The organism is Rathayibacter sp. RFBD1 (genome assembly GCF_002932915.1).
GTDB lineage: Bacteria > Actinomycetota > Actinomycetes > Actinomycetales > Microbacteriaceae > Rathayibacter.
Window position 1 is genome coordinate 219,669 of record NZ_PSWQ01000021.1, and the last position, 16,966, is coordinate 236,634.

The following is a 16,966-nucleotide window of genomic DNA, read 5'->3' on the forward strand; positions in this document are numbered from 1 at the left end:
CGCGGCGGTCCGTCGGCCGGTCGGGGCTCCGCCTCCCGGCCCGGCCGCGGCCGTCGGCTACCGTGGAGGCGTTGTGGACGGGAGCGAGGCGGCCGGGTGTACCTGAAGAGCCTGACCCTCAAGGGCTTCAAGTCCTTCGCTCAGCCGACCACGTTCGCCTTCGAGCCGGGGGTCACCTGCGTCGTCGGCCCCAACGGCTCGGGCAAGAGCAACGTCGTCGACGCGCTCGCCTGGGTGATGGGGGAGCAGGGGGCGAAGACGCTCCGCGGCGGCAAGATGGAGGACGTCATCTTCGCGGGCACCTCCACCCGCGGACCCCTCGGCCGCGCCGAGGTCGCGCTCACCATCGACAACTCGGACGGCGCCCTGCCGATCGAGTACACCGAGGTGACGATCACCCGGACCCTCTTCCGCAACGGCGGCAGCGAGTACGCGATCAACGGACGCGGTTGCCGGCTGCTCGACGTGCAGGAGCTGTTGAGCGACTCCGGTCTCGGGCGCGAGATGCACGTCATCGTGGGGCAGGGACAGCTCGACGCCGTGCTGCACGCGACCCCCGAGGAGCGGCGCGGGTTCATCGAGGAGGCCGCCGGGATCCTCAAGCACCGCCGCCGCAAGGAGAAGACGCTCCGCAAGCTCGAGGCGATGCAGGCGAACCTGACCCGCCTCTCCGACCTCGCGGGCGAGATCCGGCGCCAGCTCAAGCCCCTCGGGCGCCAGGCCGAGGTCGCACGGCAGGCGCAGACGATCGCCGCCGTGGTGCGCGACGCCCGGGCGCGCCTGCTCGCCGACGACGTGGTCGCGCTCCGGACCGCCCTGGACGGCTTCGCCCGCACCGAGAGCGAGCGGCACAGCGAGCGGGTGGTCCTGCAGCAGCGGCTCGAGCAGGCGACGCTCCGGCGAGCGCGGATCGAGGCGGAGGTGGTCGGCGACGCGGTCGACGACGCCCGGCGCACCTCGTTCGAGCTGGAGTCGGTGCAGGAGCGGCTGCGCAACCTCTCGGCCCTCGCCGGGCAGCGGCTCGCGATGCTCGAGCTCGAGTCCGAGCAGCCGCAGATCCAGCCGCGCGTGACGCCGGCGCAGGTGGAGGAGGCGCGGGTCGAGCTGGAGCGCCTGCGGCAGGCCGTCCTCGACGCGGAGACGGCGTGGGTCAAGGCGCAGCGCACGACCGTCGCCGCCCGCTCCGCCCTCGACGCGGTCGACGAGGAGATCGCCGCGCAGGCGGCCCTCGTCTCGCGCTACGACCTCGAGCTCTCCACCCTCTCGGGGCAGGCCGACACCGCCGCCTCCCGTCTCGCGTCCGTCCGGGGCGAGGTCCTGCGCGCGCAGAACACCCTCGACGCGGCCGACCGGCGGAAGGAGGCGGCGCGGCGGGCGCTCGACGCTCTGGAGGCCGAGCTGGACGACGCCGGCCGCGGCCCCGACGGCGGCCTCGACGAGGGCTACGAGCTCGCCCAGTCCGCGGTCTCGGCCGCCGAGGCCGGGATCGAGCGGCTGCGCGAGGAGCTGCACGCCCTGGAGCGCGAGCGCGAGGCGCTGGCCGCCCGCACGGGTGCCCTGTCGCTGGCCCTCGACGTCTCGGACGGCTCAGCCGAGCTGATCGCCGCCCGGATCGAGGGGGTGCGCGGCCGGGTCGCCGAGCGGATCCAGGTGCGGCCGGGCTCCGAGGCCGCGATCGCCGCCGCCCTCGGCGCGGTCGCCGACGCCGTGCTGGTCGAGTCGACCACCCGGGCCGACGCGGCTCTGGACGCCGCGCTGGAGCGCGACCTCGGACGCGTCGAGCTGCTGGTCGCCGACGCCGCCCGGCCGCACGTCGCTCTCACCGTTCCCGAGGGGGCGGAACGCGCGGGCGACCTCGTCAGGGCGCCGGCCGGGGTCCTCTCGCTCCTCGAGCGCGTGCTCGTGGTCGAGGACCTCGCCGCGGCGCGGCGGCTGAGGGAGCGCATCGATCCGGGCACCGTCCTGGTCACCCGCGACGGCGCGACCGTCTCCGACGCCGTGCAGAGCGCCGGCTCCGGCGGGCAGCGCAGCCGGATCGAGCTCGTCTCCGAGCGCGACTCCGCCGCCGCCCGGCTGGAGGAGGTCGAGGGCGGGATCGACCGGCTCCGCTTCGAGCTCGCCGAGCAGACCGGTGCGCTCCGCGGCGCGAAGGAGCAGGCGGCGAGCGCGCTCTCGGCCCTCCGCGAGCACGACGCCGCCCGTGCCGCCCACACCGAGCGGCTCGGCGGCGTGCGCGCCCAGCTCGAGGCGGCCACCGCCGAGCACGGCCGGGGCTCGAGGGCGCTGGCCGTCGCCTCGGACCGGGTCGGCGACGCCGAGCGCGCGGCCCAGGAGGCGAGGTCGGCGCTCGACGCCGCGCGCGCCAGGCCCCGGCCGGTGCTCGACGCGAGCGCGCGCGACGGTCTGCAGAGCGACGTAGACACCGCACGCGAGCGCGAGATCGAGGCGCGACTCGGCGTCGAGACCGCCAAGGAGCGGGTGCGGGCGGAGCAGTCCCGCGGGGAGTCGCTGGCCCGCCAGCTGGCCGCCGACCGCGCCGCCGCCGACGAGGCCGCGCGCCGCGCCGTGATCCGCCGTCGCCAGCGCGACGCCGCGGCCGAGGTGACCGCCGCGCTCCCCGCCGTCCTCGCCTCCGTCGACCGCTCCGTCCAGCAGGCCCGGGCCGAGCTCGTCGCGGCCGAGGCGGCGCGCTCGCAGCAGAACGCCGAGCTGCAGGGGCTCCGCCGCGAGGAGGGGAGCGTGCGCGACCGGCTCCAGTCCGTCACCGAGAGCGTGCACGGCCTCGAGCTGCAGATCTACGAGAAGAGGCTGCAGCTCACCGGTCTGCTCGAGCGCGCCGCGTCCGAGCTCGGGCTCACCGAGGACGTGCTGGTGGAGGAGTACGGTCCCGGAGTCGGCGTCCCCGACGAGACGGACGAGGAGCAGGAGCCGCGGCCCTACGTCCGCGAGGAGCAGCGCCGCCGCCTCGAGAAGGCCGAGAAGCAGCTCGGGCAGCTGGGCCGCGTCAATCCGCTCGCGCTGGAGGAGTTCGCCGCGCTGGAGCAGCGGCACGCGTTCCTGACCGAGCAGCTGGCCGACCTCACCGGGACCCGGCGGGACCTGCTCACCATCATCGAGGAGCTCGACGAGACGATGCAGACCGTGTTCGCCTCCGCGTTCGACGACACGCAGGCGGCGTTCGCGGACGTGTTCCCCGTCCTCTTCCCCGGCGGCACCGGCAGCATCCGGCTGACCGACCCGGAGAACCTGCTCACCACCGGCATCGAGGTCGCGGTGCGGCCGGCCGGCAAGAAGATCGAGCGGCTGTCGCTCCTCTCCGGAGGGGAGCGCTCGCTCGCGGCCGTGGCGTTCATGGTCGCCATCTTCAAGTCGCGGCCGAGCCCCTTCTACATCATGGACGAGGTGGAGGCCGCTCTCGACGACGCGAATCTCGGCCGACTGCTCAGCATCTTCGAGGACCTGCGCACCTCGAGCCAGCTGATCGTCATCACCCACCAGAAGCGGACCATGGAGATCGCGGACGCCCTCTACGGCGTGTCGATGCGGCAGGACGGCGTCTCGGCCGTCGTCGGCCAGCGCGTCGCCGCGCCCCCGGCCTGAACCCGCCTCCCCGACCGCTCGGAGGCGCGCCCGCCGGTAGCCTGGACCTATGGCAGAACGCACCTCCTGGTCGCTCGGCCGCGCACTGCGCGGCCTGTTCGAGAAGCGCACGATCGACGACCAGACCTGGGACGACCTCGAGACGGCGCTGATCACCGCCGACTTCGGCCCCGACATCACCGAGGAGATCGTCGACGACCTCCGCGCCAAGGTCGCCCGCTACTCCACCACCGACCCGCGCGACCTGCAGCGGATGCTCCGCGAGTCCCTCGAGGAGCGCCTGTCGAAGTACGACACGACCCTCAAGCTCAGCGAGCGCCCCGCCGTGATCCTCGTGGTCGGCGTGAACGGCGTCGGCAAGACCACGACCATCGGCAAGTTCGCCAAGTTCCTCCGCAACTACGGCCGGAGCGTCGTGGTCGGCGCGGCCGACACCTTCCGCGCCGCCGCGGTCGACCAGCTCGCCACCTGGGCGCAGCGCGCCGACGCCCAGATCGTCCGCCCGCAGCAGGAGCGCCAGGATCCGGCGTCCGTCGCCTTCCAGACCGTGCAGTTCGCGAAGGACACCGGCGTCGAGATGGTCATCATCGACACGGCCGGCCGCCTGCACACCAAGGGCGGGCTGATGGACGAGCTCACGAAGATCAAGCGCGTCATCGAGAAGCAGGCCCCGATCTCCGAGATCCTGCTCGTGCTCGACGCGACGACCGGTCAGAACGGGCTGAGCCAGGCCGAGGCGTTCATCGAGCACGCGGGCGTCACCGGCCTGGTCATCACCAAGCTCGACGGCTCCGCGAAGGGCGGCTTCGTCCTCGCGGTCCAGGAGCGCACCGGCATCCCGATCAAGCTCGTCGGCCAGGGCGAGGGCATCGGCGACCTCACCGGCTTCACCCCCCACGTCTTCGCCCAGCAGCTCGTCAGCTGAGCGGCCCCGCCCGGGACGACGCGCCGGCGCCGTCCCGGTGGCGGGCTACACGGCCTGCGAGAAGCCCAGTGCCGCGTCGGCGAGGTGGCGCAGGTGCTCCGGGACCGGCAGCCCCTTCGACTCCATCGAGCGCGCCCAGAGCCGGCCGGCCCGGTAGGAGGAGCGGACCAGGGGCCCCGCGAGGACGCCGAGGAAGCCGATGTCCTCGGCCTCCTCCTTGATCGCCACGAACTCCTCCGGGTGCACCCAGCGGTCCACCGGCAGATGCCGCGGCGTCGGGCGGAGGTACTGCGTGATGGTCACGATGTCGGTGCCGGCGTCGTGGAGGTCCTGCAGCGCCTGCGAGATCTCCTCCCGCTCCTCGCCCATGCCGAGGATGAGGTTCGACTTCGTGATCAGCCCCGCCTCCCGGCCCTGGGTGAGCACGTCGAGCGAGCGCTCGTAGCGGAAGGCCGGCCGGATGCGCTTGAAGATCCGCGGCACCGTCTCGACGTTGTGGGCGAACACCTCCGGCTCCGCGTCGAACACCCGCTGCAGGTGCTCGGCGCGGCCGGTGAAGTCCGGGACCAGGATCTCGACCCCCGTGCCCGGAGCCTGGGCGTGGATCTGGCGGATGGTCTCGGCGTAGAGCCAGGAGCCCTCGTCCGGCAGGTCGTCGCGGGCGACTCCGGTGACGGTCGCGTAGCGGAGGTTCATCCGCGCCACGGACTCGCCGACGCGCCGGGGCTCGTCCGCGTCGTAGTCCGCGGGCTTCCCGGTGTCGATCTGGCAGAAGTCGCAGCGGCGGGTGCACTGGGCGCCCCCGATGAGGAAGGTCGCCTCGCGGTCCTCCCAGCACTCGAAGATGTTGGGGCAGCCCGCCTCCTGGCAGACGGTGTGCAGCTCCTCGCTCTTCACCAGCGACTGCAGCTGCAGGTACTCCGGGCCCATCGAGGCCTTCGTGCGGATCCACTCGGGCTTGCGCTCGATCGGCGTCTCGGCGTTGCGGATCTCCAGCCGCAGGAGCTTGCGGCCGCCGGCCTCGGCGCTCACGCGGCGACCTCCTCGATGCGGGCGGAGAAGGCGGGGGCCGCCTCCGAGAAGCGCGCCGCCACCCGCGCCCGCACCGCCTCCATGGGCGGAGCCTCGCCGCGCTCGCGCTCGAGCGTGGTCACCCCGGCGTCGGCGATGCCGCAGGCGACGATGCGGGCGTAGGGCTCGAGGCTGTTCGAGACGTTGAGGGCGAAGCCGTGCATCGTCACGCCCGAGGCGACGCGGATGCCGATCGCGGCGATCTTGTCGGCGCCGCCGTCCCTCGGGATCCACACTCCCGAGCGCCCGTCGACGCGCCGCCCCTGCACGCCCAGGTCGTCGAGAGCGGCGATCAGCACGCCCTCCAGCGAGCGGACGTAGGCGACCACGTCGACGGGCTCACCGAGCCGCACGATCGGGTAGCCGACGAGCTGGCCCGGGCCGTGCCAGGTGATCCGCCCTCCGCGGTCGACGTCGACCACGGGCGAGCCGTCGTCCGGGCGCTCGTGCGCCTCGGTGCGCTTGCCGGCGGTGTAGACGGAGGAGTGCTCGCAGAGCACGAGGGTGTCCGGCCTCGAGCCCGCCACCACCTCGGCGTGCAGGCGGCGCTGCAGCTCCCAGCCGTCGGTGTAGTCCAGGGGGTCCGCGGAGTCGCCCGCCACCAGTGTCTCGATCACCGGGCCACCCTAACCCTGTTCTTGGACTCGGACCAGTTAATCCGCACCTCCGTGATCGCGCCGATCGCGGGCCGATCGGCGGCCCCGCCCGCCGACCCTCCGGGCCTCCGGTAGAATTCCGGGCATCATGGCTACTTTCGGCACCCTCTCCGATCGACTCGTCGAGACCTTCAAGAACCTCCGGACGAAGGGCAAGCTCTCCGCGTCGGACGTCGACGGCACCGTCCGCGAGATCCGGCGGGCCCTCCTCGACGCCGACGTCGCGCTGGAGGTCGTGAAGGAGTTCACCGGCAAGGTGCGCGAGCGCGCCCTCGGCGACGAGGTCAACAAGGCGCTCAACCCGGCCCAGCAGGTCGTCCAGATCGTCAACGAGGAGCTCGTCGCGATCCTCGGCGGGCAGTCGCGCCGGCTCGAGTTCGCCAAGCGCCCGCCGACCGTCATCATGCTCGCCGGCCTCCAGGGCGCGGGCAAGACGACCCTCGCGGGCAAGCTCGGCAAGTACCTCGGCAAGGACGGCCACACCCCGCTGCTCGTCGCGGCCGACCTCCAGCGCCCCAACGCCGTGCAGCAGCTGCAGGTCGTCGGCGAGCAGGCCGGAGTCGCGGTCTACGCGCCGGAGCCGGGCAACGGCGTCGGCAACCCGGTCAAGGTCGCTCAGAACGCGATCCGCTTCGCGACCGACAAGCAGTACGACACGGTCATCATCGACACGGCCGGACGCCTCGGCGTCGACGCCGACATGATGAAGCAGGCCGCCGACATCCGCCGCGTCACGAACCCCGACGAGGTCCTGTTCGTCATCGACGCGATGATCGGCCAGGACGCGGTCGCGACCGCCAAGGCCTTCCAGGAGGGAGTCGACTTCACCGGCGTCGTCCTCTCCAAGCTCGACGGCGACGCCCGCGGAGGCGCGGCGCTCTCGGTCGCCTCGCTCACCGGCCGCCCGATCCTCTTCGCCTCCACGGGCGAGTCGCTCGACGACTTCGAGCAGTTCCACCCCGACCGCATGGCGAGCCGCATCCTCGACCTCGGCGACGTGCTGACCCTCATCGAGCAGGCCCAGTCCGCGTTCGACGAGGACGAGGCGCGCAAGATCGCCGAGAAGATCATGGGGGACACGTTCACCCTCGACGACTTCCTCGGCCAGATGCAGCAGCTGCGCAACATGGGCTCGATCAAGAAGATGATCGGCATGCTGCCCGGCGCGAAGGGCATGCGAGAGCAGCTCGACCAGTTCGACGAGCGCGAGATCGTGCGCACCGAGGCGATCATCCAGTCGATGACGAAGGCGGAGCGGGTCAACCCGAAGCTGCTCAACGGCTCGCGGCGCCTGCGCATCGCCCGCGGCTCCGGCATGACGGTCACGGACGTCAACCAGCTCGTCCAGCGCTTCGAGCAGGCCGCCAAGATGATGAAGACGGTCGCCAAGGGCGGCATGCCCTCGGTCCCCGGCATGGGCCCCGTGCCCGGCGCCGGCTACCAGGGCCGCCCGAAGCCGCAGAAGAAGAAGAGCAGCAAGTCCGGCAACCCCGCCAAGCGCGCGGCCGAGAACGCGGCGATCACCTCCGGGCCCCGCCCGGGCGATGCGGGCGGCTCCGGCTTCGGCCTGGGCGGCGGCGCCGGCAAGGGCGCCCAGCCCACGCCGGAGGAGCTCGAGCAGCTGCAGAAGCTCCTCGGGCGATGAGGCGGATCGCGGCCGGACGCGCGGGCGGGGTCCTCGTCCTCGCGGCCGTGCTCGGGCTCACCGGCTGCGCCGAGGGCTCCGGGGTCGACGCGATGACGGCGCCCTCCCCGGAGGACCTGGTCGGCCGCTGGGTGACGGGCGTCTCCTACGACGCGCCCGACGTGCCGTTCCTCCTGATCGCGGAGGACGGGACCTGGACGGGCTCCGACGGCTGCAACGGCGCGCAGGGCGAGTGGTCGATCGACCAGGAGGGCGCCCTCACCGTGTCGGCCGGGCCGAGCACGCTGATCGCCTGCGACGGCGTCGCGCTGCCGATGATCTTCTCGGAGGCGGCGATGGCCTCGCTCGACGGCGGACGGCTCCGCCTGTTCGACGACGAGGGGGCCACCGTCGTCAAGCTCGCCCGCTCCACGAGCGACGAGGCGCCCTCGGCGTCGCCGGACCCGGCGGGGGAGTAGCGCGCCGTCCCTCCGGGGGCCGCAGCGGGGATCCCCGTGAGGCGCACCGCTCGCTAGCGTGAGGGCATGACAACCGCACACGCGCGCCCCGTCCGCATCGGCGTCCAGATCGCACCGCAGCACGTCCCCTACGAGGTCATCCGCGACACGCTCGCGGAGCTCGAGGACCTCGGCGTCGACATCGCCTTCAACTGGGACCACTTCTTCCCGCTCTCGGGAGAGCCGAACGGCTCGCACTTCGAGGGCTGGAGCATGCTCGCGGCCTGGGCCGAGCAGACCAGCCGCATCGAGTTCGGCCCGCTGGTCACCTGCAACAGCTACCGGAACCCCGACCTCCTCGCCGACATGGCGCGCACGGTCGACCACATCAGCGCCAAGGGCGCCGAGGGCCGTCTGATCTTCGGCATCGGCTCGGGCTGGTTCGAGCGCGACTACGAGGAGTACGGCTACGAGTTCGGCACTCCCGGCTCCCGCCTCGACGAGCTCTCCGAGGCGATGCCGCGCATCCGCAGCCGGTGGTCGATGCTCAACCCGGCGCCCACCCGCGACATCCCGGTGATGATCGGCGGCGGCGGCGAGAAGAAGACGCTGCGGATCGTCGCCGAGCACGCCGACATCTGGCACAGCTTCTCGGACGTCCCGACGCTCGAGCGCAAGCTCGGTGTGCTCTCGGAGTGGTGCGGCCGCGTCGACCGCGACCCGGCGGCGATCGAGATCTCGACCGGCGCGAGCGTGCGCGGCGGTGTCGGCGACGCCTCCTTCGACGTGCTCGACCAGCAGTACGACCTGGGTGCCCGCCTGTTCACGCTCGGCATCACCGGTCCGGACATCGACCTCGCGCCCGTGCGCGATCTGCTCGGCTGGCGCGACGGCCGGAACAGCACCGCGCGCTGACCCGGCGGGGCGCCGTCAGGGCGGCGCCCCGCGTCGGAGTCAGGCCGCCGGCGCGTCCGTCGCCTTCTGGCCGGTCGGCACCGCCCGGGCGAGGCCGGACTTCTCGGCCGCCACCTCGAACGCGTCGGCCAGGGCGCGCTGGCCCTCGACGGTGGGATGCACGCCGTCCTCGCCGAGCAGCCCGTCCTCGCGGAGGGGGTCCGGGTACTCGAGCGCACCGCCGCCGGCGGCAGTGACGGCCTCGACCAGCGCCGCGTCGTACTCGTCGAGATCGGAGGGGCGCGGGTCGGGGCCCCAGACCGAGTCGAGCGCGATGAGCCGGGCCGAGGGCGAGGCGGACACGATCGCGTCCACTGCCGGCCCGATCGCGGCGTCCACGTCCTCCGGATCCCAGCCGAGATCGTTGCTGCTGGCGATCAGCACGATCGCGTCGGGCCGGGTGTCGGCGATCTCCTCCGCGCGGTCGCCGATCGCGACGCCGCAGTCGCCCGGCTCGATGAAGCCGCCGCCGTCGCAGCCCAGGTTCGTGACCTCCCAGCCGAGGTCGTCGCCGACGAGAGCGGGCCAGGCCTGCTCCGGGTCGACCGTCAGACCGCGCACGATGCTGTCGCCGACGATCGTCACCCGGGAGCCGGCGGGAAGAGAGCCGCCGATCGAGAGCGGCAGCGGATCGGCGGTGACGGTCGGGAGGGGAGTGGCGGTGCCGGCGGGGGACGCGGTCGCCGGGCCGGTCGTCGTCGAGGACGAGCAGCCGGCGAGGCCGAGGGCCAGCGCGCCGATCGCGGCTGCGGCGAGGAGGACGGGACGCGTCATGAGCGGGGATCCCGGAGCCCGTCGCGCAACTCGCCCGCGAGCGCCCGGACCACCGCCTTGAGGTCGCCGTCGTTCGCCGCCGCCGTCCGCAGCTGGCGCTGGTAGCTCGCTCCCGCGACCAGGATCAGCTCGACGTCGCCGAGCTCCTTCACGCAGTCGAGACGCTCGGCGACCGGTGCGAGGGTGACGAGCAGGTCGCGGATGTCGTCGGTGACCAGCCGCTCCGCTCCAGCGGCGTCGAGGATGATCTCGGCGTCGAGTCCGTAGCGGGCCGCGCGCCACTTGTTCTCGCGCACGTACCAGGGCTGCATCGTCGGAAGGTCCTCGCCCGCGTCCAGCCGCGACGAGAGGTGCTCGACGAGGCACTGGATCAGCGCGGCGACCGCTCCGATCTCCTCCGCGGAGGAGAGGCCGTCGCACGCGCGCATCTCGAGAGTGCCCCACTGCGGCGAGGGGCGGATGTCCCAGCGGACCTCCGTGTGGTCGTCGATGACGCCGGTGCGCATCATGTCGTCGACGTACTCCTCGTAGTTCGCCCAGGCACCGAACTGCGGAGGCAGGCCCGCCGTCGGCAGCTGCTGGAACAGCAGCGCGCGGTTCGAGGCGTAGCCCGTGTCGACCCCGCCCCAGAACGGGCTCGACGCCGAGAGCGCCTGCAGGTGCGGGTAGTAGTCGAGCAGGGAGTTGAGGATCGGCAGCACCTTGTCGCGGTGCTCGACGCCGACGTGCACGTGGATGCCCCAGATCATCATGTTCCGGCCCCACCACTGGGTCCGGTCGATGAGGCGGTGGTACCGCTCCTTGTCCGTGATGGCCTGGTCGAACCACTGCGCGAACGGGTGCGTGCCCGAGCACACGAGGTCGAGTCCCATGGGGTCGGTGATCTCGCGCACCTGCCGCAGCTGGTCCTGCAGATCGGCGACCGCGTCGCGGACGGAGGTGTGCACGCCGGAGACCAGCTCGACCGTGTTGCGCAGGAGCTCGCCGGTGATGTGCGGGTGCGGGGCGCCGTCGTCGCTGCGGAGCGCCTCCAGCACCACATCGGCGACGTTGGCGAGATCGCCCGTCTGCCGGTCGACGATCGCGACCTCCCACTCGATCCCGAGCGTGGAGCGGTCTGATGCGGCGAAGCTGATCTCCATGGCGTGGTCCTCATCGGATCCGGGCGTCCGCCGATCGGGACGCGCCTCGCCATCCTGCCACCTGCGGCCGGGGCGGACGCCGAGCCCCGGCGGAGGCCTTCCCGGTCCCGCGAGGCCCGCTCCCGCGAGGGTGCCGCTGGGCGGCGGCGTGCCGGGCCCGCACCGGGGCGGTTTTTCTGGCAGAATGATCCGTCGGGTCCGAGGCGGTCGACCCTCTACTCACCGCCGACGAAACCCCCTCGAGCTTCCGCCGGGTGTGCCCCCACGCTCACGGCTCAGTTCATCCATCATCGACCGGACACCGGTCAACGACCACACAGGAGAATTGTGGCTGTCAAGATTCGTCTGAAGCGCCTCGGCAAGATCCGGGCGCCCTACTACCGCATCGTCGTCGCCGACTCGCGCACCAAGCGCGACGGCCGCGTGATCGAGGAGATCGGCAAGTACCACCCGACCGAGCAGCCCTCGTTCATCCAGGTCGACTCGGAGCGCGCGCAGTACTGGCTCGGAGTCGGCGCGCAGCCGACCGAGCAGGTCGCCGCGATCCTCAAGCTGACCGGCGACTGGGGCCGCTTCAAGGGCGACGCCGACGCCGTCAGCACCGTCCAGGTGAAGGAGCCCAAGGCTCCGTTCGTCGTCGACGCGAAGAAGAAGCCCGTCCTCAAGCCGAAGTCCGAGGCTCCGGCCAAGGCCGCCCCGGTCGAGGACACCGTCGACGAGACCTCCACCGAGGCGTAGTCAGTGCTCGCTCCCGCCGTCGAACACCTCGTCAAGGGGATCGTCGAGAACCCCGATGAGGTCAGTGTCGTGGCCACGAGCTCCCCGCGCGGAGAGGTCCTCGAGGTGCGCGTGCACCCCGAGGACCTCGGCCGCGTGATCGGACGCTCCGGTCGCACCGCCAAGGCCGTCCGCACTCTCGTCGCCGCGCTCGCCGACGGGCGCCGCGTGCGTGTCGACGTCGTCGACACCGACAAGTAGAGGTGTCGGTCACCGGACCGGGCACGACGCAGCTCCGCGTCGCCCGACTCACCAAGGCCCACGGACTCAAGGGCGCCATCAAGCTCGAGCTGTACACGGACGAGCCCGACAAGCGCTTCACCCCCGGATCCACGTTCACGCTGCAGGTCCCGCGCACCTCCGAGTGGCACGGCAAGAAGCTCGAGCTCGTCGAGCTGCGCTGGTACAACAGCCACCCCGTCGCGTTCTTCCGAGGCGTCGACGACCGCAACGCCGCTGAGACCCTCCTGAAGGCGATCCTCTGGATCGACGAGGAGGTGCAGACCCAGCCGGGCGAGGACGACTCCTGGTACGACTACCAGCTGGTCGGCATGAAGGTCGTCCGCGACGGCGTCGAGGTCGGCACCGTCCGCCGCGTCGACCACTTCCCTGCGCAGGACCTGCTCATCGTCGGTACCCCCTCCGGCGAGGTGATGGTGCCGTTCGTGAACGCGATCGTCCCCTCCGTCGACGCCGCGGCCGGGATCGTCACGGTCACGCCTCCGATCGGCCTGTTCGAGGAGGCTCCCGAGGAGGAGCCCGCCGCGGTCGACCTCAGCGGTGTCGACCTCGCGGACCCGGCGCTGAGCGCGCCTGCGGACGCCGACGCGCCGGACGCCTCCGATGACGCGGACTCCGCTGACGCGGACGCCGCTCTCGAGGAGCCCGCCGACGACGAGCCCCCGGCCGCCTCCGATGCCGCCCCCGAGGAGGAGCCCCGGTCGTGAGGATCGACATCGTCACGATCTTCCCGGAGTTCTTCGGCGTGCTCGACATCAGCCTGCTCGGCCGTGCGCGGCAGAGCGGGCTGATCGAGCTCGGCGTGCACGATCTGCGCGACTTCACGCACGATCGCCACCGCACCGTCGACGACACGCCCTACGGCGGCGGTGCCGGCATGGTGATGCGACCGGAGCCGTGGGGCGAGGCGCTCGACACGATCCTCGACGGCGCGGACGACCCCGTCGTGATCTTCCCGTCGCCCGCGGGCGAGCTGTTCACCCAGGCGACCGCCCGCGAGCTCGCGGAGGAGTCCTCCCTCGTCTTCGGCTGCGGCCGCTACGAGGGCATCGACCAGCGCGTCGTGGACCACACCGCCGAGCGCGCGCGGGTCCGGCTGATCAGCCTCGGCGACTACGTCCTCAACGGAGGAGAGGTCGCCGTGATGGCGATGATCGAGGCCGTCGGACGCCTGGTCCCGGGCGTCGTCGGCAACCCGGCGAGCCTGGTCGAGGAGAGCCACTCCGACGGGCTGCTCGAGTACCCGAGCTACACCAAGCCGGCTTCCTGGCGGGGCCTCGACGTCCCTCCGGTGCTCCTCAGCGGCAACCACGGGGCGATCGCCGCCTGGCGCCACGAGCAGAGCGTCGAGCGCACGCGCCGCGTCCGCCCCGAACTGCTTCCCTAGCCCCGCGCCGCACGGTCACCGAGCCGCGAGGGCCAGGTGCCGGTCGCGGAGGGCGAGGAAGAGGGGGAACGCGAACGCGAGGGCGACCAGCGGCGCGAGCAGCACCAGGATCCACACGCGGCGCATCCCGATCCGGCGGCCCTCCACCACCATGAAGGCGACGGCCGCGATCGCGACGACCAGCAGGTCGGTCGAGAACGACGACACCCACGGCCCGCCCGCGGCGAGGCCGGCGAGGACGTCCGCGCCCTCCTGCATCGCCCTCACGTTCCAGGTCCAGGTCCCGATCAGCCCGGCGAGGGCGAGGACGAGGTAGACGATCCCGAGCGGCGTCCAGCCGCGGTGCAGCCGGCTCATGCGCGGGCCTCCGTTCGTGCGAGGGTGAGGATCGTCCCTCCGGCGAGGGCGACCACGGCCACAGTAGCGACGGCGAGGGTCAGCGCGTCCGGTGCGGTCAGCGCCTGACCGCGCAGCGCCTGCCAGCAGGTGAGGGCGACCGCGGCCGCCCAGCCCGCCGAGGCCAGTGCGACGAGCCGCAGCCGGGTGGATCCGGGGCGCAGCACGGGGATCCGGGGTGCCAGCCGTCCGAGCAGCAGCGCGAGCAGCGGGAGCCCCTGCAGAGCGTGCATCCCGACGAAGTGCGGGATGCGCAGATCGCCCCCCGTGGTGCTCCAGCCCAGGAGGGGGAGGCCGGGTCCGCCGTCCGCGACTCCGACGGCGTGCGCGCCGACGACGCCCTGGTAGTCGCTGATCTGGCCGGGCGAGGGCCCCGTCATCAGGAACGCGAGGGCCATCCCGACGAGCCCGATCACGAGTCCGGCGCGGACGGCGAGCGTCAGCGCAGGGTCGCCGAGCGGCACCCGCGCCAGGAGGGCGGCGAGGACCAGCGTCGCCAGCCAGACCACCACGATCGAGACGGCCATCGAGGCCCAGAGCGCGGCGTGCAGGGGAGTGGAGACGTCGAAGTGGCTGCGCTCGCCGACCAGGGCGGCGCCTCCGATCACGACCATCTCGACCGCCAGGCCGACTGCCGCGACCGTGCCCAGCGCTCGGGCGAGGCGGCGCCGGCGGGGCACGAGCCCGATCAGCCAGGCGAGCGTCACGGCGTACAGTGCGATCGAGAGGCAGAACTTCAGCGGCTTGCCCCAGAGCGGCTGCCCGCCGAGCTCGCGGGGATCGACGACCAGCGCGATCGCGCAGAGGAGGGCGCCGACCGCCATCGCGGCAGCGAGCACCAGGAGCGGCCGGTGCGGAGCAGCGGAGGCCGTGCGCGCGGGCGTCTCGGTCGCGGCGCTCATCGGGGCACCTCTGTCGAGCCGAAGCGGCTCTGCGTCTCGCGCGCCTGGGCGACGCGCCGGAGCGACTGCAGCACCACGTCTCCGAGCGCGGTGCCGACGGCGGCGACGGCAGCCTGCTCGCTCACGCTCTCGCGGGCCTGCAGTTCGTCGAGGTCGGCGGAGGCGACGAGGGCGGCGGCGCGGGCGTAGGCCTCGAGCCAGCCGGCGCTCATCGGTCCGGTGGAGAGCTCGAGCGCGTCGAGCGCCCGTGCCGCCGTCGCGACGGCAGAGTGGCCGCAGTGGTCGGAGCCCGCGGCCTCGGCGATCCGCCGCGTCGACGCCTCGGTGGCGGACGCGGTCGAGTCGGCGCTCACGGAGACCACGTCCTGCGCCACCTCGAAGGCCGCTGTCGGACCGACGCCCGCGTCGAGCGCGGCCGTGATCCGCTTCGCGCCGGCGATGCCGACGCCGCCGCTCTCGATGAGCGCCCGGAGCAGCGTCAGGCGGGCGACATGGGCGTCCCCGTACTCCGCTCGCTGGGGACCGGCGGCGTCGCCCGGCGGCAGCAGCCCCTCCCGGATGTAGTACTTGATCGTGGGCAGGCTGACGCCGCTGCTGCGGCTGAGCTCCGAGATTCGCACATGGATAGTATCGCTATCGGATAGCGGTACTGTCCACCATTTGATCAGTCCCGCGCGGAGAGGACGATGTTCCCCGTCTCGGTGATGGCGATCGTGTGCTCCATGTGGGCGCCGCGCGAGCCGTCGCGGCTGCGGAGGGTCCAGCCGTCCTTGTCCGTGTAGATCTCGTCGGTCGTCTGCAGGAACCACGGCTCGATCGCGACGACGAGGCCCGGGCGGAGCGGATAGCCGCGGCCGGCGCGTCCGTCGTTGGGGATGTGCGGATCGCCGTGCATCGTGCGGCCGACGCCGTGGCCGCCGAAGTCGGTGTTGATGGACAGGCCCTCGGCGTGCGCGACGGCCGCGATGGCCGCGGAGATGTCGCCGATCTTCTTCCCGGGCTGGGCGGCGGCGATGCCGGCCTCGAGCGCGCGGGTGGTGGTGTCGATGAGGGCGAGGTCCTCCTCGCGCGGCGTTCCGACCACGACGCTGATGGCCGAGTCGGCGACCCAGCCGTTCACGGAGGCGGCGAAGTCGAGGGTGAGCAGGTCGCCGTCCTTCAGCCGGTAGTCGAAGGGCAGGCCGTGCAGCACCGCGTCGTTGACGGAGGTGCAGATGACCTTGCCGAAGGGACTCGCGCCGAAGGAGGGGTGGTAGTCGATGTAGCAGGACTCGGCGCCGGCCGTGCGGATCATGTCGTGGGCGAGCCGGTCGAGCTCCAGCAGGTTCACGCCGACCGCGGCGGCGGCGGAGGTGGCCTTCAGTACCTCGCCGACGAAGCGGCCGGCGGGACGCATCTCCTCGATCTCGGCGGGGGTGCGTAGCTCGATCATCCTGATCCTCTCGGGGTCCGCTGAGCCCTCGCTCAGCGGTGGTGGGTACGGTCGGTGCATGCGCACGCGACGGGCATTCGGTTCCTGGCAGTTCCCGGCGGCGATCGTGCTGCCCTTGTGGATCCTCCTCGGCTACGGGGTCTTCGGAGGATCGAGCGGCTGGACCGTGCTCGGCCTGGTGATCGCCCTCCCCATTCTGACGGTCGCGCTGGCGGCTGTGGCCGCGATCGTCGCATTCCGGGTGACCGTTCGGCCCACGCGCACTCCCGCGTGGGGCGACGTGGCCGTGGTCGGCGCCTGGCACCTCTCCCTGATCGCCTTCGGCTTCTTCCCGCCCGGCGCCTGGGCGCTGGGCCTGCTCTCGGTGGTCCTCGGAGTGGCGGCCTTCTGGCACTCGGCGTGGCGGTTCCTCGGCGACGCGAGGGCCACTCTCCTCGCCTTCTCGGAGGCGGCGTCCGTGCAGGCCGAGGGCGCTCACCGCCCCGTCGCCGGCGAGGGCTTCGACCCGGAGCGCCCGCAGGACGGGCAGACCATCGTCCTCTGAGGGCTCGGGCCTCCTGCGAGACGCTGTCCCACTGCGAGGCCCCGCCCTGCTCCACGGCTCGGCCCTCTCGACGGACCCGCCCTC

18 protein-coding genes are annotated in these 16,966 nt (G+C 72.8%); 10 read left to right on the plus strand and 8 right to left on the minus strand.

Annotation, left to right across the window (positions count from 1 at the left end):
- The first annotated feature begins 96 nt into the window (after nt 1-96).
- The gene (gene smc, locus C5D50_RS11485; protein ID WP_104283552.1) at nt 97-3,600 is read left to right on the plus strand and encodes a chromosome segregation protein SMC; all 3,504 of its coding nucleotides are present in this window, start codon (nt 97-99) and stop codon (nt 3,598-3,600) included.
- Between the two features lie 49 nt (nt 3,601-3,649).
- On the plus strand, nt 3,650-4,525 hold the full coding sequence (gene ftsY, locus C5D50_RS11490) for a signal recognition particle-docking protein FtsY (RefSeq protein WP_104223920.1): 876 nt from the start codon (nt 3,650-3,652) through the stop codon (nt 4,523-4,525).
- 45 nt (nt 4,526-4,570) lie between these two features.
- Here the strand turns inward: ftsY and lipA are convergent, their stop codons facing one another.
- Nucleotides 4,571-5,557, minus strand: coding sequence for a lipoyl synthase (gene lipA / locus C5D50_RS11495; protein WP_104247634.1), 987 nt, complete (start codon nt 5,555-5,557; stop codon nt 4,571-4,573).
- Nucleotides 5,554-6,213 carry a lipoyl(octanoyl) transferase LipB gene (gene lipB, locus C5D50_RS11500; protein ID WP_104238539.1) on the minus strand — a complete coding sequence of 220 codons (660 nt, stop codon included), beginning with the start codon at nt 6,211-6,213 and terminating at the stop codon, nt 5,554-5,556. Before lipB ends, lipA begins: the two co-directional genes overlap by 4 nt.
- Before the next feature lie 127 nt (nt 6,214-6,340).
- On the opposite strand from lipB, the gene ffh reads away from it, so the two are divergent.
- The 3 genes from ffh (at nt 6,341) to C5D50_RS11515 (ending at nt 9,249) form a co-directional block, all read left to right on the plus strand.
- Nucleotides 6,341-7,897 (plus strand): signal recognition particle protein, encoded by a 1,557-nt coding sequence (gene ffh, locus C5D50_RS11505; RefSeq protein ID WP_104226882.1) that lies wholly within the window; start codon nt 6,341-6,343, stop codon nt 7,895-7,897.
- Nucleotides 7,894-8,355 carry an META domain-containing protein gene (locus C5D50_RS11510; protein WP_104283553.1) on the plus strand — a complete coding sequence of 154 codons (462 nt, stop codon included), beginning with the start codon at nt 7,894-7,896 and terminating at the stop codon, nt 8,353-8,355. Before ffh ends, C5D50_RS11510 begins: the two co-directional genes overlap by 4 nt.
- Nucleotides 8,356-8,421: 66 nt before the next feature.
- A complete protein-coding gene (locus tag C5D50_RS11515) occupies nt 8,422-9,249 on the plus strand; it encodes an LLM class F420-dependent oxidoreductase (protein WP_104283554.1) in 828 nt (275 codons plus the stop codon).
- 39 nt (nt 9,250-9,288) lie between these two features.
- Here C5D50_RS11515 and C5D50_RS11520 read toward each other — a convergent pair whose 3' ends face one another.
- Nucleotides 9,289-10,062: an SGNH/GDSL hydrolase family protein gene (locus C5D50_RS11520; protein ID WP_104250521.1), complete on the minus strand. Its 774-nt coding sequence runs from the start codon at nt 10,060-10,062 to the stop codon at nt 9,289-9,291.
- The gene (locus tag C5D50_RS11525) at nt 10,059-11,204 is read right to left on the minus strand and encodes a glutamate--cysteine ligase (protein WP_104283555.1); all 1,146 of its coding nucleotides are present in this window, start codon (nt 11,202-11,204) and stop codon (nt 10,059-10,061) included. The genes C5D50_RS11520 and C5D50_RS11525 overlap by 4 nt, the downstream gene beginning before the upstream one ends.
- A 327-nt stretch (nt 11,205-11,531) precedes the next feature.
- Between C5D50_RS11525 and rpsP the strand changes: the two genes are divergently transcribed.
- Genes rpsP through trmD form a run of 4 tightly spaced genes read left to right on the plus strand, consistent with a single transcriptional unit; the run spans nt 11,532 to nt 13,608 of the window.
- Entirely contained in the window at nt 11,532-11,942 is a 411-nt protein-coding gene (rpsP, locus tag C5D50_RS11530) for a 30S ribosomal protein S16 (RefSeq protein WP_104283556.1), read from the plus strand.
- A gap of 3 nt (nt 11,943-11,945) precedes the next feature.
- Nucleotides 11,946-12,182, plus strand: a complete 237-nt coding sequence (locus tag C5D50_RS11535; RefSeq protein WP_068210678.1) for an RNA-binding protein — start codon at nt 11,946-11,948, stop codon at nt 12,180-12,182.
- 2 nt (nt 12,183-12,184) lie between these two features.
- Nucleotides 12,185-12,928, plus strand: coding sequence for a ribosome maturation factor RimM (gene rimM / locus C5D50_RS11540; RefSeq protein ID WP_104283557.1), 744 nt, complete (start codon nt 12,185-12,187; stop codon nt 12,926-12,928).
- Nucleotides 12,925-13,608: a tRNA (guanosine(37)-N1)-methyltransferase TrmD gene (trmD, locus tag C5D50_RS11545; protein ID WP_104256310.1), complete on the plus strand. Its 684-nt coding sequence runs from the start codon at nt 12,925-12,927 to the stop codon at nt 13,606-13,608. Before rimM ends, trmD begins: the two co-directional genes overlap by 4 nt.
- 15 nt (nt 13,609-13,623) lie before the next feature.
- Here the strand turns inward: trmD and C5D50_RS11550 are convergent, their stop codons facing one another.
- Genes C5D50_RS11550 through map form a run of 4 tightly spaced genes read right to left on the minus strand, consistent with a single transcriptional unit; the run spans nt 13,624 to nt 16,338 of the window.
- Complete coding sequence (locus C5D50_RS11550) at nt 13,624-13,965, minus strand: DUF2834 domain-containing protein (protein WP_104250523.1); 342 nt, start codon at nt 13,963-13,965, stop codon at nt 13,624-13,626.
- Nucleotides 13,962-14,906, minus strand: a complete 945-nt coding sequence (locus C5D50_RS11555; protein ID WP_104283558.1) for a hypothetical protein — start codon at nt 14,904-14,906, stop codon at nt 13,962-13,964. Before C5D50_RS11555 ends, C5D50_RS11550 begins: the two co-directional genes overlap by 4 nt.
- Nucleotides 14,903-15,526: a MerR family transcriptional regulator gene (locus C5D50_RS11560; protein WP_181137343.1), complete on the minus strand. Its 624-nt coding sequence runs from the start codon at nt 15,524-15,526 to the stop codon at nt 14,903-14,905. Before C5D50_RS11560 ends, C5D50_RS11555 begins: the two co-directional genes overlap by 4 nt.
- Nucleotides 15,527-15,570: 44 nt before the next feature.
- Nucleotides 15,571-16,338, minus strand: a complete 768-nt coding sequence (gene map, locus C5D50_RS11565) for a type I methionyl aminopeptidase (protein ID WP_104223906.1) — start codon at nt 16,336-16,338, stop codon at nt 15,571-15,573.
- A 58-nt stretch (nt 16,339-16,396) separates the two neighbouring features.
- On the opposite strand from map, the gene C5D50_RS11570 reads away from it, so the two are divergent.
- Nucleotides 16,397-16,882 carry a DUF4175 domain-containing protein gene (locus C5D50_RS11570; protein WP_146086925.1) on the plus strand — a complete coding sequence of 162 codons (486 nt, stop codon included), beginning with the start codon at nt 16,397-16,399 and terminating at the stop codon, nt 16,880-16,882.
- Nucleotides 16,883-16,966 lie beyond the last annotated feature (84 nt).